This window comes from Rathayibacter sp. VKM Ac-2857 (genome assembly GCF_013205025.1).
Lineage (GTDB): Bacteria > Actinomycetota > Actinomycetes > Actinomycetales > Microbacteriaceae > Rathayibacter.
On sequence record NZ_JABMLE010000001.1, the window covers coordinates 1,522,615 to 1,549,386 of the forward strand.

Consider the following 26,772-nt stretch of genomic DNA (forward strand, 5'->3'; position numbering starts at 1 on the left):
ACTCCGCTCACAACGATTCCGTTCCCGGCCCCGTCGCGGAGCCGTGCTCATCGATGGCGGAGGCGGCCCGTCGCCGCGTCCGTCCGTCTGGGCGAGAGCTCGGCGGCGGAGGCATCCGTGCTGCCCGGCCGCCGGGGACGCTCCCGCCGCGCCCAGTGTACGGAGTCGTCCCCCGTTCGCCCGGCGCGCACCGCCGAGGCCCGGCGCGGCCTCCCCTCGTCTTCTCTCCTCTCCTCTCCCAGCCCCGAGTCCCCGCTCACACCTTCCCCGATTGGACACCACGCCCATGACTCGAACGCTCAGCGCGACTCTCGCCGCTCTGCTGGTCGTGATCGCCGCGTTCTTCGCGGCCGCGCCCAGCTTCGCGGCGGCGAACCGCTACGCCTCGCCCAACGGCACGGGAACGGTCTGCTCCGCAGCCGCTCCCTGCGCCCTGACCACCGCCGTCCAGAACGCGGCCGCCGGTGACACCGTCCTGCTCACCTCCGGCACCTACCCGACGACGAACCTCAAGGGCGGGAAGGCGACCGTCGCCGCTCCCGTCGTCGTCCAGCCGGCCCCGGGCGCCTCGCCCGTGCTCGGCTCGACGAAGGTCTACACGCCGAACACGGTGTGGAACGACATCTTCTCGAAGAGCACCTTCTACACCTACGGCTCGGGCATCACGGTCAACCGGATGCACATCGACGGCGCCGGCATCTTCGTGCGCAGCGCGAACGTCGTGGTCCGCGACTCGCTCTTCGAGAACGGCTCGTCGATCGACGGCATCCAGGTCGGCGGCACCGACAACGGGCTGATCGAGAACAACCTGGTCCGGAACTTCGACCAGAACACCGACAACGGCCTGCACGCCGACTGCATCCAGGTGTTCGAGAGCAACCACGTCACCCTCCGCGGGAACACGCTGATGAACTGCTACAACGCGGGCATCATCTTCTCCCCCGGCGGCGGCGACGGCATGACCGACATCACCGTCGAGTCGAACTTCGTCTCCGGCTGCATCGTGATCACCGCGGACTGCCGCGGCGGCTCGTCGGCGGACTTCCGCGAGGCCTCGGCCGACGGCATCTACATCCGCAACAACACCTTCGAGTCGGGCGCGCTGCGGGTCGGCGGGGCGAAGAACACGGTCTTCGACCGCAACATCGTCAGCTACCTCTCCTCCTGCACCAGCCCGATGACGAACACGATCGTCGAGAACTGGAACACCAAGCTCTGCAAGACGCCGTCGCTGCTGAACCAGCAGGGCAACGTCCAGGGCGCTCCGGCGCTCGCCTCGGTGGCCACCGGCGACCTGCACGTGCTGTCCGCGACCGGGACCCAGATCGCCGGCTGGGGGTCGACCACGTCGGCCCGCACCGACATCGACGGCCAGACGATGGGCTCCCGCACCGCCGGCGCCGACCAGTTCGGCGCGGTGACCGCTCCGTCGCCGACCGCGACGCCGACCGCCACGCCCACCGCGACGCCGACGCCCACCGCGACCCCGACGGCCACGCCGACCGCGACGCCCACGGCCACCCCGACCGCCACCGCCACGCCGACGCCCACCGCGACTCCGACCCCGACGGCCACGCCGGCGCCGGTCGACCGCACGGCGCCGACCATCGCGATCGTCTCGCCGGGCTCCGGCTCGTCGGTCACCGGAGTCGTCAGCCTGATGGCGACCGCCGCGGACGACACCGCCGTGACCGGAGTGACCTACTGGGTCGGCACCACCAAGCTGGGCGACGCCGTGCAGGCGTCGGACGGCAACTGGTACCTCACGGTGAACACCGCGGTGTTCCCCAAGGGCAGCTACTCGGTGACGGCGAAGGCCGTCGACGCGGCGGGCAACGCCACGACGAGCGCTCCGATCATCCTGAAGCGGGTCTGACGCCCGGAGTGATCACCGCCTGAACGACGAAGGGCCCGAACGACGACGGGCCTGTACGACGAAGGGCCCCTGTGCCGCGCAGGGGCCCTTCGTCGCCCGCGGGTGACGGAGTCGCGGTCAGTCGGCGAAGATCGCGCCGACCGGCTCGCGCTTCTCGGCCTGGAAGCGGTCCTCGGCGCGGCCGAGCGCCCAGTACGCCGAGAGCGAGAGCGCCACGCGCTCGACGCCCCAGTCGTCCTGGAGGATCGCGCGGAGCCGCTTCATCGCGGTCCGCTCGCCGTGGGCGAAGACCTCGACGGCATCGTTCGGGCGAGGCAGCTCGCCCACCGCGGCCGTCAGGGCGTGCCCGGCCTCCTCGTCGCCGCGGTGCAGCCAGCGCACCTCGACGCCCGCGGGGACGGTCAGCGGCAGCTCGTCCTCGGCTCCGTGCACCTCGATCAGGGCGGTGCCGCGGGCGCCGGCGGGCATCGACTCCAGTGCGGCCGCGATCGCCGGCAGCGCCGACTCGTCGCCGAGCAAGAGGTTCTCGGCGTCGGCGCTGGGCGCCCAGGCGCCGCCGGGCGCCGACATCTCGAGCCGGTCGCCGGGGCGCGCGGCGGCGGCCCAGGGGCCGGCGACCCCCTCGTCGCCGTGCAGGACGAAGTCGATCGCGAGGCTGCGGGCCTCGAGGTCGACGGAGCGGATCGTGTAGGTGCGGCGCACCGGGAGCTCCTCGGGGGCGAGACGTGCGCGCAGGGCGTCGAGGTCGTGCGGCGGCTCGAGCGCGACGCCGGGCGGGGCGAGCAGCAGCTTGACGTAGCGGTCGGTCGCGGCCAGGCGCTCGGGATCCGCGGCCTCGACGAAGGCGTCGAAGCCCTCGCCGCCCAGGTGCACGCGCACGAAGTGCTCGGTGAGCCGCTCGGTGCGCAGGACGGTCAGGACGAGCTGCGGGCGGGGCGGGCGGGCGCGGCGCTCGGACGGCGCTGCGGGCGTGGTGGCGTCGGTCATCCCTCCAGCATGCCGCCCGCGCCCGCCCGGCGCGCGCGATCGGCCCGGGCTCGCAGGAACCTCATCACCCCGCCGCAGTGCCGGCTCGCCGGGGCACCTCCGGCATGCCGAACCGTCTCCGGCACGCGAGAACTGCCGGATCCGACGAGCCGAGCCGCGATTCACGTGCCGGAGGTGCGAGGGGAGCGGACGCGCTCGGCCGACAGGTGACTCCGGCACGCGAGAACACCTCCGGCACGCGGAACCCGCCGAATTCGACGAGCCGGACCGCGTTTCGCGAGCCCGAGGCGCTGCGGGCCGAGCCAGGGACGCACCGCGAGCGTCGCGTGGCGCGAGGTGGGGGCGACCGGGCGCGCGACGGCGCACGGGCGCGGGTGGCCACGCCGTAGCCTCTCCCCCATGGATGCGACCACGACCGTCTCGCGCGCCGCCCCGACCGCCCCGCGGCTGCAGCCGGACCGGGTGCTCGTGCCCGACGTCCTGCGCGGGGTCGCGATCGTGGCGATGCTGATCGCGCACGCACTGCCGCTCGTGCCGAGCCTGCGCGGCGGAGCGATCGGGTTCGCGGCGGCGAACGTCAACGACCTCGCGTCGCCCCTGTTCGCGCTGGTGATGGGGATGTCCGCCGCGCTGGTGCTCGCGCGGCCCGGCGCCTCCGGCGGGCGCGTCGTCGTGCAGAACCTGATCCGCGGGGCGGTGCTCGTCGCGCTCGGCGTCTGGCTGGGCGGCTGGGGCAGCTGGATCGCGATCGTGCTGCCGCACCTCGGGCTCACGCTCGCGCTCGGGACGCCGATCCTGCTCCTGCGCAGCCGCCTGGTCGCGGCCGCCGCCGCCGTGGTGCTGGTGGCGGGCGCCCCGCTGAACGCGGCGGTCGCGGCCGGCGCGGACCCGACGGTGCTCTACGCCCGGACGCCCGTCGGCTTCCTGCTGCAGTGGAGCTTCGTCGATCCGCACTACCGGCTGACGAATCTGCTCCCCTTCTTCCTCCTCGGCGCGCTGCTGCTGCGGCACGGCTTCCGGCGCGACCGACTGCTCGCCGTGCTGGGCGTCGTCGCCGTGCTCGCGTACCCGGTGCGGCCGGCGCTCGAGCGGCTGATCGGCCTGGACTCCGTGTCGGGCAGCTACCCGGACACGCTGCACGACCTCGGGCTGGTGCTCGCCGCGTACGTCGCCGTGGTGCTGCTCGCGACGGTCCGGCGGCGACCGGCGAGCACGGTGATCGCAGCGGTGCTCACGCCGTTCCGCGCGGTCGGCTCGCTCGCGCTCTCGGTGTACGTGCTGCAGGTGGCGGTCGTCGCCGCCTTCGCGGCCCAGGGCCTCGGCTACCTCGTCGACACTCCCGGCGCCGCCCTCCTCCTGGTGCTGGGAGTCTGGGCGGTCGCGGTGCTGTGGTGGCGCTTCATCGGTATCGGACCGCTGGAGTGGCTGATCGGCCGGCTGACCCGGCTCGTGCCGGCGCCGCGGCGCTGAGCGGCCCGGCCGATCGCCGACGCTCGTCAGCTCTCGACGACCGGCAGCTCGGCGACCGCGACGGCTCCGCCGCTCTCGTCGGTGATCTCGATCGAGGCGACGGAGGCGCGCAGCACGGCCGCGTTCATCGCGCAGTCGAGTGAGGCCTCGCTCCCCAGGAACGAGCCGGAGGGCAGGCGGACGCCGGTCTCGGTGACGAGGACGACCTCGTAGCTCTCGCCGACGGCGAAGCCGCTGCCGCGCAGGATCGTCTCGGTGCCCCAGGTGTGCGCGACGAGCTCGGCGTCGATCTCGAGGGCCGAGTCCTCGGCGAACGCGATCGGCTCGACCGCGCCGAGCGTGCCCGGTCCGCCCGCGGGCGGTCGGTCGCCGAGCGCCTGCAGGGCGAGACCGCCGAACGCCCCGAGCGCCACGCAGGCGGCGGCCGCCGTCACCGCGAGCGCGATCCGGCGACCGCGCGCGGGCCGAGCCGACGCATGCCGGACCTCCTCCCCCTGGGCACTCGGGACCGCCGTCAGCGCCGGGCCGGCGAGCGCCGCCACCCGCGCGCGCAGGTCCGCCGAGGGCTCCGGCTCCTCCCAGCGGCCGACGCCGCCCAGTCCGGACAGCACGGCGCCGAAGGAGGTCAGCTCCTCGTCGACGCTCGGGTCGTCCGCCCGCAGCCGGTCGAGCTCGGCGGCCTCCTCGGCCGACAGCTCGCCGGCGAGGGCCGCGGCGATCAGCTCCTCGCGGCGCCCGCCCACGTCCGGCCCGCCGTCGCCGGGTCCACCGTCGCCGGGTCCACCGTCGCCGGGTCCGCCAGTGCTGGTCACGATCGGTCCTCCGGAGTCGAGTCGGGCCCCGCGAGATGGGTGCGGAGCGCCTTGAGAGCGTAGAACGTGCGGGTCCGGAGCGTCGCGACCGCGACTCCGGTCGCCGCGGAGACCTCGGCGTAGCTCTCGCCGCGGAGGTGGATCGCCACGACCACCTGCCGGTGCTCGGGCGAGAGCCGGGCGAGCGCCTCGACCATCATCAGCGGCTCGAGCGGATCGACGTCGTCGCCGGGGACGTCGTCGAGCACCTCGGCCGGCACGATCCGCGGCAGCCGCTGCACGGAGCGGTGCGCGTCGACGATCACGTTGCGGGCGATCGCGAACAGCCAGGTGCGCGGACTCGCGCGCTCCGCGGCGTAGCGCTCGCGCGAGCGCCAGGCCCGGAGGAAGGTCTCCTGGACGCAGTCCTCGGCGAGACCGCGGTCGCGCAGCGCGTTGACGGCGAAGCCCAGCAGGGCGGACCCGTGCTCGTCGAACGCGGCGACCAGGTCGAGGTCGCCGACGGCTCGGGCCCTCGGGGCCGACGGGGAGTCGGGCTGCGTCATCGCGGTGCGGTCCCCTCGTCGCGTAGTGGTCGCCGGCCTGGTGGTCGCCGACAGCATCGTCGCCGGCAGAGTCATCGCCGCGAGTGCCATCGGCGCCTCCTGTCCCGACCGGCCGGGCGGCCCGTCACAGGGGGTACGGACCGGAGGAGCGAGACGTTCATCCGGCACTGCGGTCGAGTCTATGAGAAGGATCTCAGACAGCGAGGAACGGGCGCGCTCAGCTCCTCGGCGCTCGACTCCTCGGCGCTCGACTCCTCGGCGCTCGACTCTTCGGCGCGAAGCCGCCGAGGGCGTAGGCGAGCAGGAGCAGCGCCATCGCGACTCCGGACGCCACCGCCGCCAGCACGGCCGCCGGGCCGCTGCCGACGAGCAGGCCGAGGCCGCCGAGCACGACCAGCGCGCCGCCGAGCAGCGCGAACATCCGCTCGGAGAACGCCCACGCGAACGGGAGGAAGTGCAGCCCGACCACGAGCGCGATGAGCGCCGGGCGCAGCTCGCCGCGGCCCGCCGCCTCGAGCGCGAGGCTGCCGACGGCGATCAGCGCGAACTCGGCGACGACGCAGGCGCCGTAGACGGCGAGCCGCGCGGGCCTCGGCGGCGCGAAGGGCCCGAGCGGGCGCGGACGGACGAAGAGGAACCAGAGCGCGGCGGCGACCGTCGCGGCGACCAGGACCCGCGCGACGATCGCGACGGGCGCCGCGGGCGAGTACGAGAACGCGAAGACGACGGCGCCGGCCAGGCCGACGACCGCGCCGAGTCGTCGCGGGTCGGCGAAGACCGGCGGGCCGCTCTGCTCCGATGCCATCCGGGCAGCCTCGCAGATCCCGGACGGCAGCGACAGCCGCCGGCGTCCCGGGCGAGCACCGGCGGACGCGCCGAGCGACCGCGGCGCGGTCAGGAAGCGGTCCCGAGCTCCTCGATGTCGTCGACGCCGGCGGCCGCGGCGTCGCGGCGTCGCGCGCGCAGGGACGGCGCGAGTAGCGCGGCGACGATCGCGAGCGCTCCGACTCCGGCCGACGCCCAGAAGCCGACGGTGAACGCCTCGTCCGTCGGGGCGCCCTGCGGAGTGACGCTGGAGGAGATCAGCGCGGCGATGACCGCGGTGCCGATGCTGCTGCCGATGGTGCGCAGGACGGTGTTCGCGCTGATGGCCTCGCCGGTCTGGGCGGCGGGGACGCTCTCGACGATCGCGTTCGAGGTGGCCGCGAGGGCCATGCCGATGCCGATGCCGGTGAGCACGCCGGAGACGAGGATCTGCCACTCCTCGCCGTGTCCGAGCGCGGGGAGGACGAACGCGATCGCGACGGCGACGCCGCCGGTGATCATCGGGATCTTCGGTCCGACGCGGCGGATCATCGCCCCCGCGACGACGCCGGAGACGACCATGGCGACGACCGTCGGCAGCAGGAACAGGCCCGCCTCGCTGACCGACTTGCCGAAGCCGTAGCCCAGCACCGTGGGCAGCTGCAGCAGCGTCGGCACGAGGATGAAGGTGCCGAACATCGCGAAGCCGAAGGCGAGCGCGACGATGTGCGCGGTCCACACCCCGCGGTGCCGGAAGAGGCGGACGTCGATCAGCGGCTCGGAGACGCGCAGCTCGACCAGCACGAAAGCGACGAGGGCGACCGCACCGAGCACGAGCAGGCCGATCGTCTTCGCGTCGCCCCAGCCCCAGTTCTGGCCCTCGCTGATGGCGAGCAGGAGCGCGACGAGGCCGATCGAGAGGATCGCCGTGCCGACGAGGTCGAGCTTGCCCGGCGTGCGCACGGGCGACTCCGGCATCCCGAAGATCGCTCCGAGGAGGGCGACGGCGACCAGCACGGCGGGCAGCCAGAACAGCCAGTGCCAGGAGAGCGCCTCGACGATCGGGCCGGCGGCGACGATGCCGACTCCGGCGCCGATGCCGAAGATGGCGGACAGCAGCCCGATGGTGACGCTGACGCGCTCCCGGGGCAGCTCGTCGCGGACGATGCCGATCGACAGCGGCATCACCGCACCGGCCGCGCCCTGCAGGACGCGTCCGACGATGAGGATGCCGAGGTTCGGCGCGATCGCGGCGACGACCGTGCCGACCAGCAGCAGCGACAGCACCACGATCAGGACCTTGCGCTTGCCGACCATGTCGCCGAGGCGACCGAGGATCGGCGTGAGCACCGAGGCGGAGAGCAGATAGGCCGTCAGCACCCAGCTCGCGTCGCTCGTGGCCACGCCGAGGTCCTGCCCGATCGTGCCCAGGGCGGGCGCGACCAGCGACTGCAGGACGGCGAACGAGAGACCGCCGAGCGAGAGGTAGAGCACGATCGCGGTGCCGCGCGGCTTCCGCTGCGGCGCAGCGCTCTCGGGCGGGACTCCGGTCGGCACCGAGCCCGTCGCGGCGGGCTGGCTGGTGGTGGACATGCGTCTCCTCGGCTGGTCAAAGTCTTGTAAACAGATGCTGACTTGTCGAGTGTAGCGAGCGGGGCACGTCTGTCAACACGTGTTTACTTGTCCTCGGCTAGGTTGGTCGACGGGAGTGGGACATGAGCACTGACAGCGAGGACACCGGCGCAGCGGTCTCGGGGGCGGCGGTCGCCGGGACAGCGGTCGCCGGTCGCGACGCCGACGACGAGCTCGTCCGCCCGGGCCGGGACGCGGAGGCGACGAAGCGCGCGCTGATCCGAGCGGCACGGCGGCGATTCGCGACCGACGGCTACCGCGCGACGACGGTGCGGCACATCGCGGCCGACGCCGGAGTGAACGTGGCCCTGATCAACCGCTACTTCGTCTCGAAGGACGGTCTCTTCGAGGCCTGCATGCGCCGCACCTCGGACGAGCTGGAGTCCGAGACCCCGGGCGGACCCGCGGATCTCGACGCGATCGTCCAGCGGCTGATCGGCCACGTCCTCCGCGCGCCGAACAACGACGACCCGCTGCAGCTCCTCCTCCTGCTGCGCTCCTCCGGCGACGCGAACGCGGACCGGATCCGCCGGGAGACCCTCGAGGAGTTCACCCGCCGGCTCGCCGTCGCGGCGGGCTGGCGCCCGGACGACCCGCGGACCGCCCCGGTGCTGGTCCGAGCCCAGCTCGCCATCGCCACGATGATGGGCGTCACCGTGATGCGCACCTCCGCCGCCGTGGAGCCGATCGCCTCCGCCGCCGACGAGGACCTCCGCGAGCCGCTGGACCGGATGTTCCGCGTCCTCCTCGGCGCGGAGTCCGCGACGACCGAGCCGTGCTGATCCGGATCGGAGTCGTGGCCGCCCCACTCGGGGGGCGCACCGGCACTGCGCGGCGGGGCGTGTCGCCTGCCAGGATCCCTCGTGGGCACCTCTCCCCCGGGAGCCCCTCCCCCGCCGCACGAGAGGCCGCCATGAACGACGTCCGCACCCCCGCCGGCCGCCCCGCCGGCCGCCCCGCCGGCCGCCCCGCCCCTCGCGGCGTCTCCCGCCGGGCGCTCACCACCGCCGCCGCCTGGACCGTGCCCGTCGTGGCCGTCGTCGTCGGCACCCCCGCGGCCGCCGCGTCCGGCCTCGACGTGGGAGCCTTCGTCCTGAACGGCAGCTGCGGCAGTCCCGGGATTCTCGGCCCCGGCTTCACGCTCACCGCCGGCTCCGCCGACCTGCCGGTCGAGACCACGATCCTGATCGTCGGCAGCCTCGTCGCGAACATCGGCGTGTTCACGGCCACCCCGAGCATCGCGACGATCACTTCTCCGAGCAGCACCACCCGCCTGGTCACCCTCACAGCTCCGCTGCCCGCGGGCTCCACCCTCGGCCTGCGCACCACCCTCTCGATCACCAGCGCCTTCACCCTGAACGCGACGACGACCCTCCCCGAGGGCTCCGTCGGCACCGGAGCGAAGAGCACGGCGTCGGTCAGGTCCGACCGGCTGTTCTGCACGGGCGACTGACTGCACGGGCGACTGACGGGAAGCGGAGCTTCGAGCGGCGACTCCGGCGCGTCAGTTCCCGGTAGTGCGGCCGTCGTCGAGCTCCTCGCGGTGCCGTTCGACGTAGCCCGCCATGCCGGGGACGGTGAACGCGATCTGTCCGTGCTCGGGCGAGTAGATCAGACCCTTGCTGATCAGAGCGGCCCGATAGGGCCCGACGCTGCTGGTCTGCACGCCCATCCGCTGGGCGACGAGCGCCGTCGAGCACGGGCCCTCTCCGTCGACGGCCATGGCGAGCAGCATCCGCCGCTCCGATCGGGTCGCTCGCTGCCACCGGGAGCGGAAGAATCCGGCGTCGAGCTGCTCCGTGCCGTACTGGACGGCGGCGATCGCGTCGGACCGGTCGATCAGGCGGTCCGAGGCGAGATTCCACGCCGCCTGCCCGTACTCCTGGAGGAAGTACGGGTAGCCGCCCGCGGCCTCGAGGAGCGTCGCCAAGGCGTCCGCCGCGTACTCGGCGCCGAGACGCTCGGCGGGTTCGCGGAGCGCGTGCGCCGCATCGATCGGAGCGAGCGTGCCGATCCGCCGGTAGTTGAAGAGCCGCTCGGCGTACGACCGCGTCTCGGTGAGGACGCGCGGCAGGTCCGGGAGGCCGGCGGCGATGACGTAGAAGGGCCACTCCCTCTGGTTCGCTGCGTGCTGGGCCGCGAGGAGAGCACCCATCGTCTCGGGATCGAGATCCTGCATCTCGTCGATGAACACCGCGAAGGCACGTCGCTGCTCGCCGAGCGCGGTCGAGACGTCCTCGACGAGTTCGAGGAGGTCGACCTCGGCGTCGCCGGAATCGGCACGGCCCTGGCTCAGGGAGACGCCCAGCTCGATACCTGTCGCGCCGACCTTCGCGTTGAACGAGGAGATCGTGCCGAGCGCCTCGCGCATCAGCGACGACAGCTTCGTGCGGGAGAGCTTCCGGGCGGACATCACCAGCCCGCGAGCCAGCGCTCGTCGTACCGCATGCACTCCCGCCTCGTCCCGCCGGGCCTCGATGCGGACCGTCAGCCACTCGGACTGCTCCGCGAGTCGGTGCATCTCGTTGAGGAGCACTGTCTTGCCGACCCCGCGGAGCCCGGTGAGGACGATGCCCCGATCTCCGAGCCCGTGGCCGACGCGCGCACGGAGCGTCTCGAAGGCTTCCAGCTCACCGCCGCGGCCGACGAGTTCGGGCGGACGACGGCCCGACCCCGGGCTGTAGGGGTTCTGGTCGGGCTGCATGTAGGGAATGATAGCCCCGAATTAGGAATTCCTAATCTTGTGCAATCGATGGCAATCGTCGCTCCGGGGGCGGACGTGCGGCGGCGGACGTGCGGCGGCGGATCAGTACGGGACCGTCAGCGACAGCACCGCGACGTCGAAGCCCGGCGCGGAGAGGACCAGGTCCGCCACGGGGACCGGACTCTGGGTGCGGTCGTCGCTGGCGATCAGCAGCAGCAGGATGCCGGACTCCTCGCCCGCTGCGAGCGCCGGGTCGTAGCGGAGGGCGACGCGTCCCTCCGGGAACCCGTCGGCGTAGCTCCACTGCTGTCCGTTGAAGCCGGCGAACGAGTAGCCGTTGCCCGGATCCTGGAGGACGGCGATCACGGACCCGCCCTCGAGCAGGGTGGAGCCGGTGTTGGTCGCGTAGACGCGATACGCCGTCGAGGCCGACGCGGCGTCCTCGGCGGGGCCCTCGGCGCGAGCACCGAGCGGAGGGAGCGTGCCGCTCGCCGCGGCGGACGGTGCGGAGACGGCGAGCGCGATCACGGGAGCGGCCCAGGCCGCTCCGACGAGGGTGCGGCGCGCGATCGGCGCAGGGGGAGCGGTCGGGTCGGGCACGGCGGGGTCCTCTCGGCGGGGGGGGGTCAGGGCCGAGCGTAGATCGGGGCGGCACCGCCGGGGAAGCGGATCCGGGCGCCGGGCCCTACTCGGGGGCGGGTGCGTCGCGGGTGGAGGGGTGAGGGACGAGTCGCGGGACCAGCCGCACCAGCACGACCATGCCGACCAGCTCGACCAGGGTCTGCGTCACGACGACGACGGGGGCGAGCGCCAGCGGTGCGGGCAGCGCGAGCGCGAGGGGCAGCACCACGAGGGAGTTGCGCGTCGCGCCGCTGAACACGAGCGCGCGCGACACGGGGACGTCCAGCCGGAAGAGCCGGGCGACGACGAGTCCGGCTGCGACCATCACCGCGAGGAACACGGTGTAAAGGGGGACGAGGACGAGCAGCCTCCCGGCGGCGGCACCGACGGCCCCGATCTGCGAGGCGACGACGACGAGCAGGGTCGCCGCCATCAGCGGGACCATCAGGCCGAGCATCGTCGACTCGACGACCCGCCCCGCCCGGTGCCGGCGGCCGAGCGCCTGCACGAGCGCGGCGGCGGCGAGCGGCAGCACGATCAGCAGCAGGAACGCCCGCGCGAACGGGGCGATCTCGACGACGGCCACGCCCTCCGGGCCGAGGACGAGCAGCAGGTAGAGAGGCAGGAGCAGGAGCTGAGCGAGCATCAGCAGCGGCGCCGCGGCGAGCAGCCGGTCGGACGCGCCGCCCGCGAGACCGGCGAAGACGATCACGTAGTCGACGCAGGGCGTCAGCAGCACCAGCAGCACGCCGAAGAGGAGCGCCGGACTCTCCGCGACGAAGCGCGACAGGCCGAACGCGACGACCGGCACGACGACGAAGTTCAGCAAGCCCACCGCGGCGAGGAAGCGGACGTCGCGCAGCGAGCGGACGAGCGCCGCGAACGGGACGCCGAGGAACGTCGCGAACAGCAGCAGCCCGAGCACCGGCTCGATCGCGCCCTCCAGCTGCCGCGCGGCGGGCAGCAGCAGGCCGAGCGCGGCGCCGGCGACGATCGCACCGAGGTGGACGGCGACCTGCCGGCGCTCGAGCCGCTCGACGAGCGCGCTCACGGGCGGGGGCGGGTCGGGCGGAGGGGCATACGGCAACGCTAGGGGCTCGGCAGTGAGCGAGACCCGGCGGCCGCCCTCCCTGCTGGTCGAGCAGCCCCGCAGGGGCGTGTCGAGACCCGGCGTCGTCCGCGGGGCAGGTCTGCAGACTCCTGTTCTCACGGGGTGGATCTACTTGGAAGAGACGCCCGCAGAACATGCTGGTCGAGTAGCCCCGCAGGGGCGTATCGAGACCCACCACCGCAAGGACGTCGGTCTCTTCCCCGCCCTGCGCTGGCGCCGGAGGCGCCCCCTCCGCTCGATACGCCCGCTGGGCGGGCTACTCGATCAGCATGAGCGGCGTGCACCGCGCGTCGGCGGTGGTGCGTGCCCATGCTGGTCGAGCAGCCGCCCCCGGCGACCCTCGCATGCTGGTCGAGCAGCCGCCCCCGGCGACCCTCGCATGCTGGTCGAGCAGCCGCCCCCGGCGACCCTCGCATGCTGGTCGAGCAGCCGCCCCCGGCGGCCCTTGCATGCTGGTCGAGTAGCCCGAAGGGCGTATCGAGACCCACCACCGCCGAGCATCCGGGAGCGAGCCTCCTCCCCAACCCCTGATCCCACCGATCTCTCCCCGATCAGCCCGCATCCCCGCTCCGATGTCGGTGGTCCCTGCTTGAATACGCGTATGACAGAGGACGAGACGGCAGCGACACTGGCGGAGGTGCGCGACTGCTTCGACGGCGCCGCAGCCGACGAGCGCGCCACCTCGCCGACACGCCTGAGGGCGGCGGAACGCCTGCACCGCGGCTACCGACTCGCACTCACCGTCCCCGAGGCGTTCGCCCGCGGCGCGTCCCGCAGTCAGACCCGCGACCTCGTCGAGCGCTCCCTCCGCGCCGAGCTCGCGGTGGCGTTCGGCCTGTCCGAGCGGGACGTCTCCCGCCGCCTCGAGACCGCGCAGACGCTGATGGAGCACCTCCCCCTCACCCGCGCCCTGCTCCGCGACGCGCGGATCCTCTGGGAGGTCGGCGAGGCGATCTGCGCCACCGCGAACAGCCTCCCTGAAAGCTCCCGCGCCGCCCTCGACGAGCGCGCCGCCGACGCCGCCCTCATGATGACGACCACGCAGCTGCGCCGCGCCCTCAGCCGCTGGCGCGAGGAGCTGCACGAGCAGCCCCTCGCCGAGCGCCACACCCGCGCGAAAGAGGACCGCGCCGTCTGGGTCACCCCGGACGTCGACGGGATGGCGACACTCTGCGTCTACGCTCCTGCGCCGGTCGTCTCCGGCGCGTACGACCGGCTTCGCCGCATCGCCCGATCGCTCCGAGACCAGGGTGACCCGCGCCCTCTCCAGCAGCTGAGCGCCGACGCCGCGGTCGACATCCTCTGCGACGGCGACATCGCCGGCACGACTCCCGACGCCGAGCGCCGCCCCGACCCGACCTTCGTCCCCGGCGTCCGCGCCGAGGTGCGACTCACGCTGGCCGCCTCCACCGCCGTCGGTCTCGACGACGCTCCGGCAGACCTCGACGGCTACGGACCCGTCTCCGCCGAGATCGCCCGCGAGCTGATCCGGACCGCTGCGTCCTTCACCCGGGTGCTCACGGACACCGACACCGGAGCCGTCGTCTCGGTCGGCCGGACCTGGCGCGTCCCGCCGCCGCAGATGCGCCTGCACCTGCAGCTGCGGGACCAGACCTGCCGCTTCCCCGGCTGCACCCGCAGCGCGTCGACCAGCGAGGCCGACCACACGATCGAGTGGCGCAACGGCGGGGAGACCTCGCTCGAGAACCTGGTCTCGCTCTGCACCAGCCACCACCACCTCCGGCACGGCGACCAGTGGACCTACGCCAAGGGCGACCACGGCGCGATCGTCTGGACGACGCCGACCGGGCGGCGGATCGGCAACCGGCCGCCACCGCTTCCCGGGCGGCCACCGCCGAGACCCCGCTTCGACGATGCACCGCCGCCGTTCTGACGGTGGGCGGATCTCGATACGCCCGCTCCGCGGGCTACTCGATCAGCATGAAGCGTGCGCTGACACATCGGCGTGCGCCACAGGACATGCTGGTCGAGTAGCGCGCAGCGCGTATCGAGGCCCGCCGTGACCAGCCGCACAGCGCCGCGTGCACCGGCACCGCCCGGCACGCTACGCTCATTACTCAGCCAGCTGACTAATCGAGGAGCGACATGACCGCCACGACACCCCCCACCCGCGCGGATCGCCTCCGGCAGACGACCGTCGCCGTCAGCGCCGTGCTCGCGGTGGTCGGCTCGTTCATCGGCTCGGGAGCAGCGGGCGGCACGCAGATCCAGGACGCCGCCGGCGGCGCGCTGTCCGCCTCCTCGACGCCGGTCGCGCCCGACGGACCCGCGTTCGCGATCTGGAGCGTCATCTACGCCGGACTCCTCGGCCACGCGGTCTGGCAGTTCCTCCCGTCGCAGGCCACCCGCACCCGCCACCGCCGCCTCGGCTACTGGGCCGCCGCGAGCCTGCTGCTGAACGCCGCGTGGATCCTGGTCGTCCAGGCCGGACTGCTCGCGCTCAGCGTCGTGGTGATCGCCCTGCTCCTCGCCGTGCTCGCTCGGATCTTCGTGCTCCTGCGCAGCACCCGCACCGGCGGCGTCGTCGACGCGGTCCTCACCGACGGCACCTTCGGCCTCTACCTCGGCTGGGTCTGCGTCGCGACCGTCGCCAACGTCACAGCCGGCCTCGTCGGCGCGGGCATCGGCAGCGCCGACGGACCCGGCGCCGCACCCTGGGCGGTCGTCGTCCTGCTCGTCGCCGCGGCGGTCGGACTGCTGATCGCCGTCACCGGCCGCGGCCGGATCGCGCCGATGCTCTCGCTCTGCTGGGGCCTGGTCTGGGTCGCGGTCGGCCGCTTCTCCGGCGAGCTCGTCTCGGTGCCCGCCGGCACCGCCGCGCTGATCGCCGGTGCCGTCGTGCTCGTCGCGACGCTCCTGCTCCGCGTCACCGCCACCCGTCGCACCGGCACCGCGCGCGTCGCCACGGCCTGACGCCCCGCTCAGGCCGGCGGGAACGCGCGGCCGACCGCCTGGCGCAGCAGCGCCCGCCGGCGGTCGTGCTCCGACGCCGCCTCCTCGGCCGTGGCGGCGTAGACGTTGCTCACCGGCGACCAGGCCATCGACATCGCGATGACGAGCGCCATCACGTCGAACGGGTCGGCCGCGACGCCGATCGTGCCATCGGCCTGCGCCGAGCGGATCGCCTCGAGCTTGCCCTCCTCGCGCACGCGCGCCTCGTCGTCGGCGACGAGATGCCCGGCCGGGCGGCGCTCGAGGCGCGCCCAGGTCGCGAGGCGGATGAGGTCGGGGCGGCGCAGGTACTCGTCGTAGAGCCGCACCGCCCAGTCACCGAGGTCGGAGGGGTCGATCGGCACGACGTCGACGATCCGGTCGAGCGACGCCTCGAAGACCGCGTCGAAGAGCAGCTCCTTGCTGGTGAAGTAGGAGTACAGCTGCGCCTTGTTGCTGCGGGCCTCGGCCGCGATCCGGTCCACGCGCGCGCCGGCGATCCCGTAGCGGGCGAACTCCGCCGTCGCCGCCGCCATGATCCGCGCGCGCGTCGCCTCGCCCTTGCCGGTGGCCGGTGTCGTCCCCATCCCTCGAGACTACCGACCGGTCTGTTCTCCGACGCCCACGAGTGTTAGCGTTAATAAAACAAACCGGTTAGTAGAGAAGAGCGCGCCATGACCAGCACACCCGCCTACGCGGCCACCGCCGAGGGCGGCCTCGCCCCCGCCGTCATCGAGCGGCGCGCGCTCCGCCCCGACGACCTCGCCGTCCGTGTCGACTACTGCGGCGTCTGCCACAGCGATCTGCACGCCCTCCGGACGCACGCCGCCGACGCCGCCGACACCGGATCGCTCGTCCCGGGTCACGAATTCGTCGGCACGGTGCTCTCGGTCGGCTCCGCCGTCACGGCCTTCTCGGTCGGCGACCCGGTCGCGATCGGGAACATCGTCGACTCCTGCGGCGCCTGCGACATGTGCCTCGCGGAGCAGGAGAACTTCTGCCGCGAGTTCCCGACCCTCACCTACGGCGGCACGGACCGGCAGGACGGCAGCACCACCCTCGGCGCGTTCTCGCGCGAGTATGTGGTCCGCGACCGCTTCGCCTACCCGCTGCCCGCCGGCCTCGACCCGGCGGCCGTCGCTCCCCTGCTCTGCGCGGGCGTCACCGTCTGGGAGCCGCTGCGCGCGCACTCCGTCGGCCGCGGCTCGCGCGTCGGCGTCGTCGGCCTGGGCGGTCTCGGCCACCTCGCTGTGAAGCTGGCCCGCGCGCTCGGCGCCGAGGTGACCGTCTTCACCACCTCCGCGGCGAAGACCGCCGACGCCCTCGCGCTGGGTGCCTCCCGGGTCGTCGTCTCCCGCGACGAGGAGGCGATGGCCGCGCAGCGCGGATGCTTCGACCTCGTCCTCGACACGGTCTCGGCCCCGCACGATCTGGCGCCGTACCTGCACGTCCTCGCGCTCGACGGCGCACTGAGCGTCCTCGGGATGCTCGCGCCGGTCACCGTGGACGTGACCGACCTGCTGATCGGCCGCAAGAGCCTCACCTCCGGCGGCAGCGGCGGCACCCGCAGCACGCGCGAACTGCTCGCCTTCTGCGGCGAGCACGGCATCACGGCGGACGTCGAGGTGCTGCCCTCCGCGCAGGTGAGCACCGCACTGGAGCGTCTCGCGGCGAACGACGTCCGCTACCGCTTCGTCCTCGACCTCGCGGACCTCGACGGAGCCGACTGACCGCCACCCGCCGAACGACCCTGGAAGCGCCATCTTCTTGAGGAGACGAACTCAGCCCTCGAGGATCGGCGGATGCCCCTCGGTCATCGCACGCGCAGCGCTCGCACCCCGTTAACGGTGATCGCCCCGGCGCGCCGACGCTCTCGCGTCCCGTCCGGGGCATACGTGGAGAACCGTACCAGGATCCCGAGATCCGCTCCGGCTCCGGACGCCGGTTGACGCCCGTCGACCCGGCGACTCTGCCGAACCTCTCCACCGTCATCGGGAGCGATCGCCTGGGCCCGTACCTCGCCTCCACCGGCGACCTGGCCGCCGCGCTCCGGCTCTACAGCTGGAACATCGAGGCGAGCGCTGCGATCCTCGGAGCGAGTTCCGCCCTCGACGTCGGTGTCCGGAACGCGATGCACCGCGCACTCACGGCGCACTGTGGCCGGCAGTCGTGGTGGGACGTCCCACCGCTGCGGGCGAACGAAAGCGATCAGGTCCGCGACGCGATCCACTTCCTCGACCGGCGTCGCGGCTCGGGACAGTGGTCGGCCGGCCATGTCGTCGCCGAGCTGAGAGCGTCGTTCTGGGAGGGGTTGCTGGTGAACCGCTACCACCGCGCGCTCTGGGAGCCCGCACTCATGCACGCGTTCCCCTCCTTCACCGGTCGTCGAGGCGACCTGCACGCACGCCTGGAGAGACTGCGACTGCTGCGCAATCGAGCCGCACACCACGAGCCGGTGCACGCTCGGGACCTGATGGTCGACCACCGGTACCTGTGCGAGCTGGCGCAGTACATCGACGACGACCTCGCCGCCTGGATCCGGAGCCACTCCCGGCTGCCCGACGTCGTCGCCGCGCGCGCCGACACCGTCACGGGCCGGCGGCCCACCCGGTTCTGAGGGGAATGAGCACTCCGTCGCGCGTCCACTCGGAGCCGCCTCGAGCGCGGCCCCGCGTCAGGCCCGGGCCGACGCCACCGCGCGCGCCAGCGCCGGGCCGTGCGCCGCCAGCACCAGGTCGCGCACCGCCGTCACCGGCAGTGACGCGGCGCCGGTCGGCAGCAGGTCCGCGTCCGAGGTCAGAACCAGCGGGGTGTCCGCCGCCGACACCGGCAGGCGACCGTGGGTGCCGCGCACCAGCGACGCGTCCAGCGGCACGAGGTTCATCGCGTAGCGGAGGCCCAGGGCCTTCTTCGCGAGGTTGCCGGCGGCCTTCGCCTTCACCAGCCGGTCGACCGGGTCGAAGAACAGCTCGGCGGGGTCGTAGCCGGGCTTGCGGTGGATGTCGACGCCGCGCGCGAAGTCCGGCGCGCGATCGTCGTCGAGCCAGTAGTAGTAGGTGAACCACGCACCCGGCCGCGCCACCAGCACCAGCTCGCCCGAGCGCTCGTGGTCGAGGCCGTACCGCGCCTGCGCCTCGCGGTCGAGCACCTCGTCCACCCCGTCCAGCGCCTCGAGCAGCGCGCGCACCCGCGGCAGGTCCGCGGCGTCCGGCACGTAGACGTGCGCGATCTGGTGGTCCGCGACCGCGAAGGCGCGCGAGGTCCACGGGTCCAGCTGCTCGCGGCCGTCCTGCACGTAGACCTCGAGCAGGCCCGCGCGCCGCAGCGCCCGGTTGACGTCCACGGGGGTGTCCGCCGCCGCGATCCCGTACTCCGCCACCACGACGACCGACGCGCCGAGCGCCTCCGCGTCGTCGAGCAGCGGCGCGAGCACCACATCCAGCTCCGACGCCGCCCGCCGCGCCTCGGGCGAGTCCGGCCCGAAGCGCTGCAGGTCGTAGTCGAGGTGCGGCAGGTACGCCGTGGTCAGCTGCGGCGGGCCGGAGCCGTCGCCCGCGAGCACGTGCCGGGTCGCGTCCACCATCCACTGCGTGGAGCGCAGCGACGCGGTCGGCCCCCAGTACTGGAACAGCGGGAAGGCGCCCAGCTTCCCGACCAGCTCGTCGTGCAGCGCCGGCGGGCGGACGTAGGCGTCCGGCGACTTGCGGCCGTCGGCGTGGTAGATCGGCCGCGGCGTCACGGTGACGTCGGTCGTCGCTCCCATCGCGTACCACCAGCCGATGTTGGCGGCGCGGTAGGGCTCGCCGTCGGACAGTCGGCGGGCCGTCTCCCAGACCTTCTCCCCCGTCACCAGGCGGTTGTGCTGGCGCCAGAGGTGCACCTCGCCGAGGTCGCGGAAGTACCAGCCGTTGCCGACGATCCCGTGCTGCGCGGGCATCGTGCCGGTGAGCATCGACGACTGCACGCTGCAGGTGACGGCCGGCAGGATCGTGTCCAGCGGCAGCTGCCCGCCGGCCCGGGCGAGCCGGGACAGCCGTGGCATGTCGGCGAGCGCCGTCGCGGTGAGGCCGACCACGTCGAGCAGCAGCACCGGCGTCACAGCGCGACCTCCTCGGCGAGAAGGGCAGCGACCGGGACCGGCGCGGCACCCTGCTCCAGCACCGCGGCACGTGCCTGCGGCGTCAGCAGGTGCTCCGCCGCCCAGGCCAGCTCGGCGCCGATGCCGACCGACAGATCGCTCGGCGCGTCCGCGAGCACCGCCCAGGTGTAGGTCTCCACATCGAGGTGGATCTCGTCGTACGGCCAGGCCGCGTCGACCGCAGAGACCGCCTCGGCCAGCACCGCGGTGGTCGCCGACAGCGGCGCGGCCGGCCGGTGGTGCAGCGGCACGTGGAAGTGCACACGCCACGGCCCGGCACCGGGCAGCGTGTCGAGCGCCTCGGGCAGATCGTCGACGCGGAGCACTCCGCCAGCCCCGTTCTCGCGGGTCTGGTGCAGGTAGCGCTTCTCCACGAACGCCCCGACGGCGGCGCGGGCGGCCGGGTCCGCCGGGTCCTCGACGTGCAGCGCGGCCGAGGCCTGCACCTTCACCACGCGCAGTCCCGCGTCGCGGATCCGCCGGACGGCCGCGGCGGGGTCGGCGAACGACACCGCGAGGTGGCAGGTGTCGAGGCAGACGCCGACGTAGGCGGGGTCGACCAGGCCGATCCGCGGGTGCAGCCAGGCGACGACGTCGTCGACCGTGTCCAGGATGCAGCCCGGCTCGGGCTCGATCGCCAGGCGGATCGCGTGCCCGGTCGAGCGCCGCAGTTCGCGCAGCTCGTCGACCAGCCGCGCGAGCTGCCGGACGGCCGCCGCGTCCTGCTCCGCGCCCCAGCCCTCGCGCCAGCCCAGCGGCAGCGTCGAGATGCTGCCGTCGGCGCCGGCGGGCAGCAGATCGGCGAGGATCCGCGCGCAGTCGATCGTGTAGGCGAGGCGCTCGGGCGTGGTCCAGTCGGGCCGGTAGACGTCGAGCTTCACCACCTCGGCGTGGAAGGCGGCGTAGGGGAACGCGTTCAGCGTCCGCACCTCGAGGCCGTTGCGCTCGAGCGCGGCGCGCAGCACGGCGCGGTCCTCGCGGCTGGCGACCAGCCGGGCGGCGAGATCGCGCGGGATCCACAGCCCCACTCCCACGGTCTCGAGCCCCGCGGCGACGCGGGCGGGCCCGGCGTAGACGTCGAGTTGGCGCACGACGCCGTCGAGGTCCTCGGCCGGGTGGACGTTGGTGCAGTAGGAGAGGTGCATCAGACGACCTCCGCCACGCGCGGCGCGCCCCGAAGGATCGAGTTGCCCTCGAAGCTGCGCCCCATCGCATCGACCGCGTCGAAGCCCGGGATCGGGTCGAGGTTCAGCCGTCCGCTCTGCCCGTAGAAGTCGATCGGATTCTGCCAGAGCAGCCGGTCGACCTCGGCGGCGCTGAAGCCGGCGACGAGCAGCAGGTGCCCGGTCTTCGCGGTGGTCAGTGGATCGGAGCGGCCCCAGTCGGCGGCGGAGTTGACCAGCACGCGGTCCAGGCCGATCCGCTCGACGAGGGTCACCAGGCGGGTCTCGTCCATCTTCGTGTCCGGGTAGATCGAGAAGCCCAGCCAGCAGCCGGAGCCGAGGACGAGGTCGACGGTCGTCTCGTTGAGGTGGTCGACGACGACGAGGCCGGCGTCGATCCCGGACTCGGCGACGACGTCGAGCGTCTGCTGCGTGCCGGCCGCCTTGTCGCGGTGCGGGGTGTGCACGAGCACGGGCAGGCCGTGGTCCTTTGCGAGCTCGAGCTGGTGGCGGAAGACGGCGTCCTCCTCCGCGGTCAGCGAGTCGTAGCCGGTCTCGCCGACCGCGACGACGCCGTCCTTGGCGAGGTAGCGGTCGAGCTCGGGCAGCACCTCGCGGCAGCGCGGGTCGTTGGCCTCCTTGGGGTTGAGGCCGATGGTGCAGTGGTGCCGGATGCCGTACTGCGCGGCGCGGAAGCGCTCCCAGCCGATCAGGGCGTCGAAGTAGTCGGTGAAGGAGCCGACGCTGGTGCGCGGCTGGCCGAGCCAGAACGACGGCTCGACCACGGCGCGGACCCCGGCGTCGTGCATCGCCTGGTAGTCGTCGGTGGTGCGGGAGGTCATGTGGATGTGCGGGTCGAAGATGCGCATCGTCGCGCCTTTCTCGTGAGGGGTCGTGATGGTGTGCGGGGCCGGCGGTCGTGTCGAGGGACGCGCCGGGGTCCCTCAGCTCGGCAGGAGCACCGCCAGGTCGTCCGGCACCCCGCGGCCGGCGGCGCGGCGCTCGTCGGCGAAGCGGCCGGCCATCGCGGCGAGCTCGGGGTCGCTCCGCCGCTCGAGACCGGAGACGGCCGCGAGCGGGATCCCGCAGAAGACGAGCTTGAGCACGCCGTGCCGCCAGGCGTGCGCGTCGAGGTGCTCCTCGGCGAAGCGGCCCATCGCCGCCGCGACGAGGCGGGTGTCGTTGGCGCGCAACGCGTCCGCGATCAGCTCGCGACCGGCCGCGGCGACCGGCTCCCCCGCGCGGCCGGCGGCGGTGAGCGCGTGCAGCCCGACCAGCACGCCGCGGCGCTCGGCGTCGTCGCCGCCGCGGTAGAGGCGGAGGAGCAGCGCGGCGAGGTCCTCGTCGTCGAGCGCGGAGGCCGCGGCCGCGATCAGCGCCGAGCGCGCCGCGTCGTCCTCGGTGCCGTGCACGAGTCCCTGCGGATCCGCGTCGGGGCGGAGCGGCGCGCGACCGGCCTCCCGCCCGGCGGCCGGGAAGTAGCGCTCGATCCGCCGCGGCTGCTCGCGCAGGACGGCGCAGGCGCCGGCGGTCCACGGGTGCTGCGGCGACTCCGCCCGCCCGCCGGCTGCTCCGATCGCCGCCCGCATCGCCGCGAGACTCGCGACGGCCAGGCGCGGCGCGTCGTGCGAGTGCCGTGGCAGCTCCACCGCGGCGACCCCGCGGTAGCCGATCTCCTCGAGCGTCGCGAAGGCGGCCGCGAGATCGAGCACGCCGGCGCCGAGCTCGAGGTGCTCGTGCCGCTCGGGCCGCATGTCGTCGACCTGCACGTTCACCAGCAGGCCGGCGGCACTGCGGAGGGCGCCGACGACGCCGTCCGGCTCGACGACCACGCAGTGGCCGAGGTCGACGGTGAGGCCGAACGACTCCGGGTCGCCGAGCTCGCGCCGCAGCAGCAGCGCGTCCGCGACGGTCTCGACGAGCATGCCGGGCTCCGGCTCGAAGCCGAGCCGCACGCCGTAGCGCTCCGCCTCGGTGACGACGCCGCGCATCCGCTCGACCAGGAGCCGCCAGCCGCGGGCGCGCTCCATCCCCTCGGGCAGCACGCCCGACCAGAGCGAGACGGCGTCGGCGCCGAGCAGCGCGGCGATCTCGATCGCGCGGTGCAGGAAGGCCAGCCGCGGGCCGGCCTCCTCGTCGACCAGGGTCGGCCGGTGCTTCGCGAACGGGTCGAGGAGGTAGCGGGCGCCGGTCTCGATCACCACGCGGAAGCCCAGCTCGTCGAGCCGCCTGCGCAGGGCGAGGCTGCGCTCGCGGATGTCGTCGGCGAACGGATCGAGGTGCGGGTTCCCGAGGGTCAGCGCCACCGCCCGGTAGCCGGCGGCGTGCAGCACGGTCAGGGCGTCGTCGAGGGTGTGGTCGGCGAAGCCGTTGGTGCCGTAGCCCAGGACGGGGCCGACGCTGAGGACGGGGCCAGCAGTCGTGTGCAGGTCGCTCATGTGATGTCCGCCGAGACCCTCGGGCGCCGCAGCACGACGGCCCCGAGCGCGTCGAGCCCCAGCAGGGCCGCGCCGAGCTCGGGCCGCCGCAGCCCGGCGAGCGCCGCCTGCAGCGGGACCATCCCCGCGATGCCCGAGCGGGTGGCCGTCCGGGCCGAGGCCGCATCGGGCGTCCGCACCGCCCGCAGCTGCGGCATCAGCACGAGCGCGATCCAGCGGGCGATCGCGACTCCGACGACCGCCCCGATCGCCGGCCCGCCCTTCGCGCGGACCGCCCCGACGCCCAGGGCGAGGGCGAGCGCGGCCGTGCCGGTCGCCGCCGCACCCGCGATCACCGGGCGGGTGCCGTGCACCTCACCGCGCGAGAGCACGGTCACGCCGAGGGTGTGCGCCGCGACCGCTGCCGAGGCCGGCGCCGCCGCGCGCACGCCGGACGCTCCCGCGCCGAGCAGCACGTCGAGCCCGCGGCAGGCCGCCATCACGACCGGCCCGAGCGGAGTCGGCTTGGCCAGCAGGTCGTACGACCAGATGCTCGCCGCGAGCGGCACGCTCAGCAGGAGCGAGCGACGCCCGTCGACCAGTGCCGCGACCGCGATCCCCGCGCCGGTCAGCCCGGCGGCCAGCCCGAGCGCCGCTCCGCGCCGGATCCGCCCCGACGGGATCGGCCGCTCCGGCCGCTCCACCGCATCGAGCTCGGCGTCGGCGTAGTCGTTCAGCGCCATGCCCGCGGAGTAGAGGAGCGCGGACGCCAGCGGCAGCGCGACGGTGCGCGGGCCGGGCGCCCGGCCCGCCCACGCCGCTCCGGCCACCGTGTCGCCGAGCACCGAGAGCGCCGCCTTGGCGCGCACGAGCTCGAGCCAGTCGCGCAGCTCAGCCATGGCGGATCGGTCCGCCCGCCACGAGCGAGCGCTGGGCGACGGCCGCCCCGGTGCGCGCCGACCAGGCGACCAGCTCGGCGGTCTGCTCCGCGAAGCCGTGCACGTCGCTCCCCCATGGGTCCTTGAAGAAGAAGCCCAGCTCGGCGACCGGGCCCGAGACACCGGCCGCGTCGGCGAGCGACATCAGTCGCGCCAGGTCCAGGATCAGCGGCGCGGCGAGTGCCGAGTCGTACGCCGACCAGATGGTCTGCACGGTGATCCGCGAGCCGAGGAACCCCTCCGCGTGCACGTGGTCCCACGCCGTCTTCACGTCGCCGAGGTCCGGCACGTTGTCGATGTGCAGCGGAGTGACGACCTCGTCGCCGAGCAGGCTTCGCAGTCCGCGGTTCTTCGAGACCAGCTTCGAGCGGACGGCCTCCGGGTCGGCGAGGGTCTGCCCGTCGCCGCCGCCGAGCAGGTTCGCGCCCGCCCAGGACAGCACGCGCATCCCGCGCGCCGTGAACATCGGCGCGAGCACGCTGCGGAGCAGGGTCTCGCCGGTCTTGCCGTCCTGTCCCGCGATCGGGACGCCCGCCTCCGCGGCCCACTCCTCGAGCGCGGGCAGCGCCAGCGCGGTGGAGGGGGTGAAGCAGACGTAGGGCGAGCCTGCGGTCACCGCGGCGAGCGCGCTGATCGAGCTCGGCGGCAGGACCGTCTCGCCGGGCCGGGCGAGCGCGGCGCGCAGGGCGGCCAGGTCGTGGAACTCGGGGCGGTCCTTCGGCAGAACCTCGGTCGAGGCGACGTCGATCACGACGACCCGGGCGAGCGCGTGCCGCTCGCGGAACTCGACGATGTCGGCCGCCTGGCGGTCGATCTCGTCCTGCTGCGAGCCGCCCTCGACGCCGAAGGAGCGGCGGATCTCGCCGTCGGTCGCGTCGAGCCGGTCGGCGACCTCGGCGACGACGGAGGTCGGGAACATCCCGCCGGCCGCCAGGCCCATCGCCTTCTCGAGCAGCGGGGTCGACGAGACGTCGTGCCCGCCGATCACGATCGCGTCGAAGCCGGCGAGCGGCACGTCCTCGAAGGCGGGGGTCGCGGTGGCGCAGCCGTTGCTGGGCGCCGCTCCCGAGGCGATGGCGTGCAGGCCGACGGCGGCCGTGGTGGCGACGCTGCCCCGGGCTCCGATCAGCCAGAGGCCGATGCGCTCCTGCTGCGGGGCGCGGTCGGCGGTGGGGGTGGTGCCGGTGGTGCCGGTGGTGGTGGACGAGGTCATCGTTCTCTCCTGTCTGTGGGGGTCGTTCGTGGATGCGTCATTCGGGGGGACGTCATTCGGGGTCTCCTCGCGCGTCGAGATTGCGTCACCTCGCGGCGACTGCTTTCCTCAGGTGTGCCGAGCCGCGACCCGTCCTCCCGAGCAGTCGCCTGCGACATCCGAGCGGGCGGGCGCTGAGCGTGGGCGTGCGGGCCGGCTCGCAGACCGGCGACCTGCTGCGGCTCTTCGCCGACGGCCGTCCGCGGACCCGCGCGGAGCTGGTCGAGGAGACGGGACTCGCTCGCACGGCGGTGATGACGCGGCTCGACCTGTTCTTCGAGCTCGGCCTGATCACGCACCTCGACCGCGCGCCGTCGACCGGCGGCCGCCCGTCGGCACGGCTGGTCTTCGACCCGTCGGTCCGCGCGTTCCTGACCATCGACCTCGGCGCGACGCACTCGACGATCGCGCTGACCGACTTCGACGGCCGCATCGTCGTCGAGCGGCGCGAGGAGCTCGACATCGCGCAGGGCCCGATCCGGGTGCTCGACCACGCGCTCGACGTCTGCGACGAGATCCTCGCCGACGCCCACCTGGCGCCCGAGGCGCTGGCCGGCTTCGGGCTCGGCGTCCCGGGGCCGGTCGAGCACGCGAGCGGCCGCCCGGTGCGCCCGCCGATCATGCCCGGCTGGGACGGCTTCGACATCCCGAGCTACATCCGGCGCCGCGTCGACACGACGGTGCTCGTCGACAACGACGTGAACCTGCTGGCCCTGGGCGAGCGCGCCTCGCGCTTCCCGCACGCGCAGGACCTGATCTTCGTGAAGATCAGCACCGGCATCGGCTCGGGCATCGTCTCGGGCGGGGTCCTGCAGCGCGGTGCGCTCGGCGCGGCCGGCGACCTCGGTCACGTCCAGATGCCGCGCACCGCCCCGGAGGCGGCGGACGGCCGCGACGGCGACCTCGAGGCGCTCGCGAGCGGCGGGGCGCTGGTGCGCGCGCTCGCCGAGGCGGGCCGCGACGTGCACTCGGTCCGCGATCTGCTGGCGCTGCTGCGCGACCGCGACCCCGAGGCGATCGAGGCGGCGCGCATCGCTGGCCTGCAGATCGGCGAGGTCCTCGCCACCTGCGTGAGTCTGCTGAACCCGTCGGTGATCGTGCTCGGCGGCAGCATCGCACTCGCCGCCCCGGAGATCCTGGCCGGGGTGCGCGAGGTCGTCGACCGGCGCTCCCTGCCGCTGGCGACCCAGCGCCTGCACGTCGTGACCGCCGAGCTCGGCGGCAGCGGCGGCGTGCGCGGCGCCGCGCTGATGCTGCGGCAGCACCTCCTCGGCCCGAGCAACGTCGACGCGTTCCTCGAGCAGCTCCGCGCGCAGAGCCTCGCCGAGCGCTGACGCCCCGGCGACGACG

General features: G+C 74.0%; 24 protein-coding genes. 9 read left to right on the forward strand and 15 right to left on the reverse strand.

The window, feature by feature from the left end; translation table 11 throughout:
- Positions 1–286 precede the first annotated feature (286 nt).
- The gene (locus tag HQQ86_RS07120) at positions 287–1,876 is read left to right on the forward strand and encodes an Ig-like domain-containing protein (RefSeq protein WP_173287366.1); all 1,590 of its coding nucleotides are present in this window, start codon (positions 287–289) and stop codon (positions 1,874–1,876) included.
- Positions 1,877–1,993: 117 nt separating this feature from the next.
- Here the strand turns inward: HQQ86_RS07120 and HQQ86_RS07125 are convergent, their stop codons facing one another.
- Entirely contained in the window at positions 1,994–2,863 is an 870-nt protein-coding gene (locus HQQ86_RS07125) for a siderophore-interacting protein (RefSeq protein WP_173287367.1), read from the reverse strand.
- A 399-nt stretch (positions 2,864–3,262) separates the two neighbouring features.
- On the opposite strand from HQQ86_RS07125, the gene HQQ86_RS07130 reads away from it, so the two are divergent.
- Positions 3,263–4,333, forward strand: coding sequence for a DUF418 domain-containing protein (locus HQQ86_RS07130; RefSeq protein ID WP_173287368.1), 1,071 nt, complete (start codon positions 3,263–3,265; stop codon positions 4,331–4,333).
- A 26-nt stretch (positions 4,334–4,359) separates the two neighbouring features.
- Here the strand turns inward: HQQ86_RS07130 and HQQ86_RS07135 are convergent, their stop codons facing one another.
- The 4 genes from HQQ86_RS07135 to HQQ86_RS07150 all read right to left on the reverse strand — a co-directional run bounded on the left by HQQ86_RS07135 (position 4,360) and on the right by HQQ86_RS07150 (position 8,087).
- Positions 4,360–5,145 (reverse strand): hypothetical protein, encoded by a 786-nt coding sequence (locus tag HQQ86_RS07135; RefSeq protein ID WP_173287369.1) that lies wholly within the window; start codon positions 5,143–5,145, stop codon positions 4,360–4,362.
- On the reverse strand, positions 5,142–5,690 hold the full coding sequence (locus HQQ86_RS07140; protein WP_173287370.1) for a sigma-70 family RNA polymerase sigma factor: 549 nt from the start codon (positions 5,688–5,690) through the stop codon (positions 5,142–5,144). Before HQQ86_RS07140 ends, HQQ86_RS07135 begins: the two co-directional genes overlap by 4 nt.
- Before the next feature lie 217 nt (positions 5,691–5,907).
- Positions 5,908–6,495, reverse strand: coding sequence for a hypothetical protein (locus HQQ86_RS07145; protein WP_173287371.1), 588 nt, complete (start codon positions 6,493–6,495; stop codon positions 5,908–5,910).
- Between the two features lie 89 nt (positions 6,496–6,584).
- Positions 6,585–8,087: an MFS transporter gene (locus tag HQQ86_RS07150; RefSeq protein ID WP_173287372.1), complete on the reverse strand. Its 1,503-nt coding sequence runs from the start codon at positions 8,085–8,087 to the stop codon at positions 6,585–6,587.
- A gap of 122 nt (positions 8,088–8,209) precedes the next feature.
- On the opposite strand from HQQ86_RS07150, the gene HQQ86_RS07155 reads away from it, so the two are divergent.
- A complete protein-coding gene (locus HQQ86_RS07155; protein WP_173287373.1) occupies positions 8,210–8,908 on the forward strand; it encodes a TetR/AcrR family transcriptional regulator in 699 nt (232 codons plus the stop codon).
- A gap of 131 nt (positions 8,909–9,039) precedes the next feature.
- Positions 9,040–9,579: a hypothetical protein gene (locus HQQ86_RS07160; protein ID WP_173287374.1), complete on the forward strand. Its 540-nt coding sequence runs from the start codon at positions 9,040–9,042 to the stop codon at positions 9,577–9,579.
- A gap of 51 nt (positions 9,580–9,630) precedes the next feature.
- Here HQQ86_RS07160 and HQQ86_RS07165 read toward each other — a convergent pair whose 3' ends face one another.
- The 3 genes from HQQ86_RS07165 to HQQ86_RS07175 form a co-directional block, all read right to left on the reverse strand.
- The gene (locus HQQ86_RS07165) at positions 9,631–10,830 is read right to left on the reverse strand and encodes an ATP-binding protein (RefSeq protein WP_173287375.1); all 1,200 of its coding nucleotides are present in this window, start codon (positions 10,828–10,830) and stop codon (positions 9,631–9,633) included.
- A gap of 102 nt (positions 10,831–10,932) precedes the next feature.
- Positions 10,933–11,430: a hypothetical protein gene (locus tag HQQ86_RS07170; protein ID WP_173287376.1), complete on the reverse strand. Its 498-nt coding sequence runs from the start codon at positions 11,428–11,430 to the stop codon at positions 10,933–10,935.
- A gap of 85 nt (positions 11,431–11,515) precedes the next feature.
- Positions 11,516–12,502 (reverse strand): bile acid:sodium symporter, encoded by a 987-nt coding sequence (locus tag HQQ86_RS07175; RefSeq protein ID WP_173287377.1) that lies wholly within the window; start codon positions 12,500–12,502, stop codon positions 11,516–11,518.
- Between the two features lie 661 nt (positions 12,503–13,163).
- Between HQQ86_RS07175 and HQQ86_RS07180 the strand changes: the two genes are divergently transcribed.
- On the forward strand, positions 13,164–14,456 hold the full coding sequence (locus tag HQQ86_RS07180) for an HNH endonuclease signature motif containing protein (protein ID WP_173287378.1): 1,293 nt from the start codon (positions 13,164–13,166) through the stop codon (positions 14,454–14,456).
- Positions 14,457–14,668: 212 nt separating this feature from the next.
- The gene (locus HQQ86_RS07185) at positions 14,669–15,496 is read left to right on the forward strand and encodes a tryptophan-rich sensory protein (RefSeq protein WP_173287379.1); all 828 of its coding nucleotides are present in this window, start codon (positions 14,669–14,671) and stop codon (positions 15,494–15,496) included.
- Positions 15,497–15,504: 8 nt separating this feature from the next.
- On the opposite strand, the gene HQQ86_RS07190 is transcribed toward HQQ86_RS07185, so the two are convergent.
- Positions 15,505–16,101, reverse strand: coding sequence for a TetR family transcriptional regulator (locus HQQ86_RS07190; protein ID WP_173287380.1), 597 nt, complete (start codon positions 16,099–16,101; stop codon positions 15,505–15,507).
- 87 nt (positions 16,102–16,188) lie between these two features.
- On the opposite strand from HQQ86_RS07190, the gene HQQ86_RS07195 reads away from it, so the two are divergent.
- Both HQQ86_RS07195 and HQQ86_RS07200 read left to right on the forward strand, forming a co-directional pair.
- Positions 16,189–17,244 (forward strand): NAD(P)-dependent alcohol dehydrogenase, encoded by a 1,056-nt coding sequence (locus HQQ86_RS07195; RefSeq protein WP_173287381.1) that lies wholly within the window; start codon positions 16,189–16,191, stop codon positions 17,242–17,244.
- Positions 17,245–17,459: 215 nt separating this feature from the next.
- Complete coding sequence (locus HQQ86_RS07200) at positions 17,460–18,131, forward strand: hypothetical protein (protein ID WP_173287382.1); 672 nt, start codon at positions 17,460–17,462, stop codon at positions 18,129–18,131.
- A 57-nt stretch (positions 18,132–18,188) separates the two neighbouring features.
- On the opposite strand, the gene HQQ86_RS07205 is transcribed toward HQQ86_RS07200, so the two are convergent.
- The 6 genes from HQQ86_RS07205 to HQQ86_RS07230 form a co-directional block, all read right to left on the reverse strand.
- The gene (locus HQQ86_RS07205) at positions 18,189–19,613 is read right to left on the reverse strand and encodes a nucleotide pyrophosphatase/phosphodiesterase family protein (protein WP_173287383.1); all 1,425 of its coding nucleotides are present in this window, start codon (positions 19,611–19,613) and stop codon (positions 18,189–18,191) included.
- Positions 19,610–20,797 (reverse strand): metabolite traffic protein EboE, encoded by a 1,188-nt coding sequence (eboE, locus tag HQQ86_RS07210; RefSeq protein ID WP_173287384.1) that lies wholly within the window; start codon positions 20,795–20,797, stop codon positions 19,610–19,612. Before eboE ends, HQQ86_RS07205 begins: the two co-directional genes overlap by 4 nt.
- Complete coding sequence (locus HQQ86_RS07215; RefSeq protein WP_123444625.1) at positions 20,797–21,684, reverse strand: TatD family hydrolase; 888 nt, start codon at positions 21,682–21,684, stop codon at positions 20,797–20,799. The genes eboE and HQQ86_RS07215 overlap by 1 nt, the downstream gene beginning before the upstream one ends.
- A 75-nt stretch (positions 21,685–21,759) precedes the next feature.
- Positions 21,760–23,253 carry an EboA domain-containing protein gene (locus HQQ86_RS21225; RefSeq protein WP_173287385.1) on the reverse strand — a complete coding sequence of 498 codons (1,494 nt, stop codon included), beginning with the start codon at positions 23,251–23,253 and terminating at the stop codon, positions 21,760–21,762.
- Positions 23,250–24,131: an SCO3242 family prenyltransferase gene (locus HQQ86_RS07225; protein ID WP_216844939.1), complete on the reverse strand. Its 882-nt coding sequence runs from the start codon at positions 24,129–24,131 to the stop codon at positions 23,250–23,252. Before HQQ86_RS07225 ends, HQQ86_RS21225 begins: the two co-directional genes overlap by 4 nt.
- The gene (locus HQQ86_RS07230) at positions 24,124–25,383 is read right to left on the reverse strand and encodes an inositol-3-phosphate synthase (RefSeq protein ID WP_173287386.1); all 1,260 of its coding nucleotides are present in this window, start codon (positions 25,381–25,383) and stop codon (positions 24,124–24,126) included. Before HQQ86_RS07230 ends, HQQ86_RS07225 begins: the two co-directional genes overlap by 8 nt.
- Positions 25,384–25,562: 179 nt before the next feature.
- Between HQQ86_RS07230 and HQQ86_RS07235 the strand changes: the two genes are divergently transcribed.
- On the forward strand, positions 25,563–26,756 hold the full coding sequence (locus HQQ86_RS07235) for an ROK family protein (RefSeq protein ID WP_367948568.1): 1,194 nt from the start codon (positions 25,563–25,565) through the stop codon (positions 26,754–26,756).
- Positions 26,757–26,772: the final 16 nt, after the last annotated feature.

Excerpts from the sequence above, each read along its gene's own strand:
- HQQ86_RS07120 (WP_173287366.1), top strand. The coding sequence starts at position 287 with ATGACTCGAACGCTCAGCGCGACTCTCGCCGCTCTGCTGGTCGTGATC.
- HQQ86_RS07125 (WP_173287367.1), bottom strand. The coding sequence starts at position 2,863 with ATGACCGACGCCACCACGCCCGCAGCGCCGTCCGAGCGCCGCGCCCGC.
- HQQ86_RS07130 (WP_173287368.1), top strand. The coding sequence starts at position 3,263 with ATGGATGCGACCACGACCGTCTCGCGCGCCGCCCCGACCGCCCCGCGG.
- HQQ86_RS07140 (WP_173287370.1), bottom strand. The coding sequence starts at position 5,690 with ATGACGCAGCCCGACTCCCCGTCGGCCCCGAGGGCCCGAGCCGTCGGC.
- HQQ86_RS07145 (WP_173287371.1), bottom strand. The coding sequence starts at position 6,495 with ATGGCATCGGAGCAGAGCGGCCCGCCGGTCTTCGCCGACCCGCGACGA.
- HQQ86_RS07150 (WP_173287372.1), bottom strand. The coding sequence starts at position 8,087 with ATGTCCACCACCAGCCAGCCCGCCGCGACGGGCTCGGTGCCGACCGGA.
- HQQ86_RS07155 (WP_173287373.1), top strand. The coding sequence starts at position 8,210 with ATGAGCACTGACAGCGAGGACACCGGCGCAGCGGTCTCGGGGGCGGCG.
- HQQ86_RS07160 (WP_173287374.1), top strand. The coding sequence starts at position 9,040 with ATGAACGACGTCCGCACCCCCGCCGGCCGCCCCGCCGGCCGCCCCGCC.
- HQQ86_RS07165 (WP_173287375.1), bottom strand. The coding sequence starts at position 10,830 with ATGCAGCCCGACCAGAACCCCTACAGCCCGGGGTCGGGCCGTCGTCCG.
- HQQ86_RS07180 (WP_173287378.1), top strand. The coding sequence starts at position 13,164 with ATGACAGAGGACGAGACGGCAGCGACACTGGCGGAGGTGCGCGACTGC.
- HQQ86_RS07185 (WP_173287379.1), top strand. The coding sequence starts at position 14,669 with ATGACCGCCACGACACCCCCCACCCGCGCGGATCGCCTCCGGCAGACG.
- HQQ86_RS07190 (WP_173287380.1), bottom strand. The coding sequence starts at position 16,101 with ATGGGGACGACACCGGCCACCGGCAAGGGCGAGGCGACGCGCGCGCGG.
- HQQ86_RS07195 (WP_173287381.1), top strand. The coding sequence starts at position 16,189 with ATGACCAGCACACCCGCCTACGCGGCCACCGCCGAGGGCGGCCTCGCC.
- eboE (WP_173287384.1), bottom strand. The coding sequence starts at position 20,797 with ATGCACCTCTCCTACTGCACCAACGTCCACCCGGCCGAGGACCTCGAC.
- HQQ86_RS07215 (WP_123444625.1), bottom strand. The coding sequence starts at position 21,684 with ATGCGCATCTTCGACCCGCACATCCACATGACCTCCCGCACCACCGAC.
- HQQ86_RS21225 (WP_173287385.1), bottom strand. The coding sequence starts at position 23,253 with ATGAGCGACCTGCACACGACTGCTGGCCCCGTCCTCAGCGTCGGCCCC.
- HQQ86_RS07225 (WP_216844939.1), bottom strand. The coding sequence starts at position 24,131 with ATGGCTGAGCTGCGCGACTGGCTCGAGCTCGTGCGCGCCAAGGCGGCG.
- HQQ86_RS07230 (WP_173287386.1), bottom strand. The coding sequence starts at position 25,383 with ATGACCTCGTCCACCACCACCGGCACCACCGGCACCACCCCCACCGCC.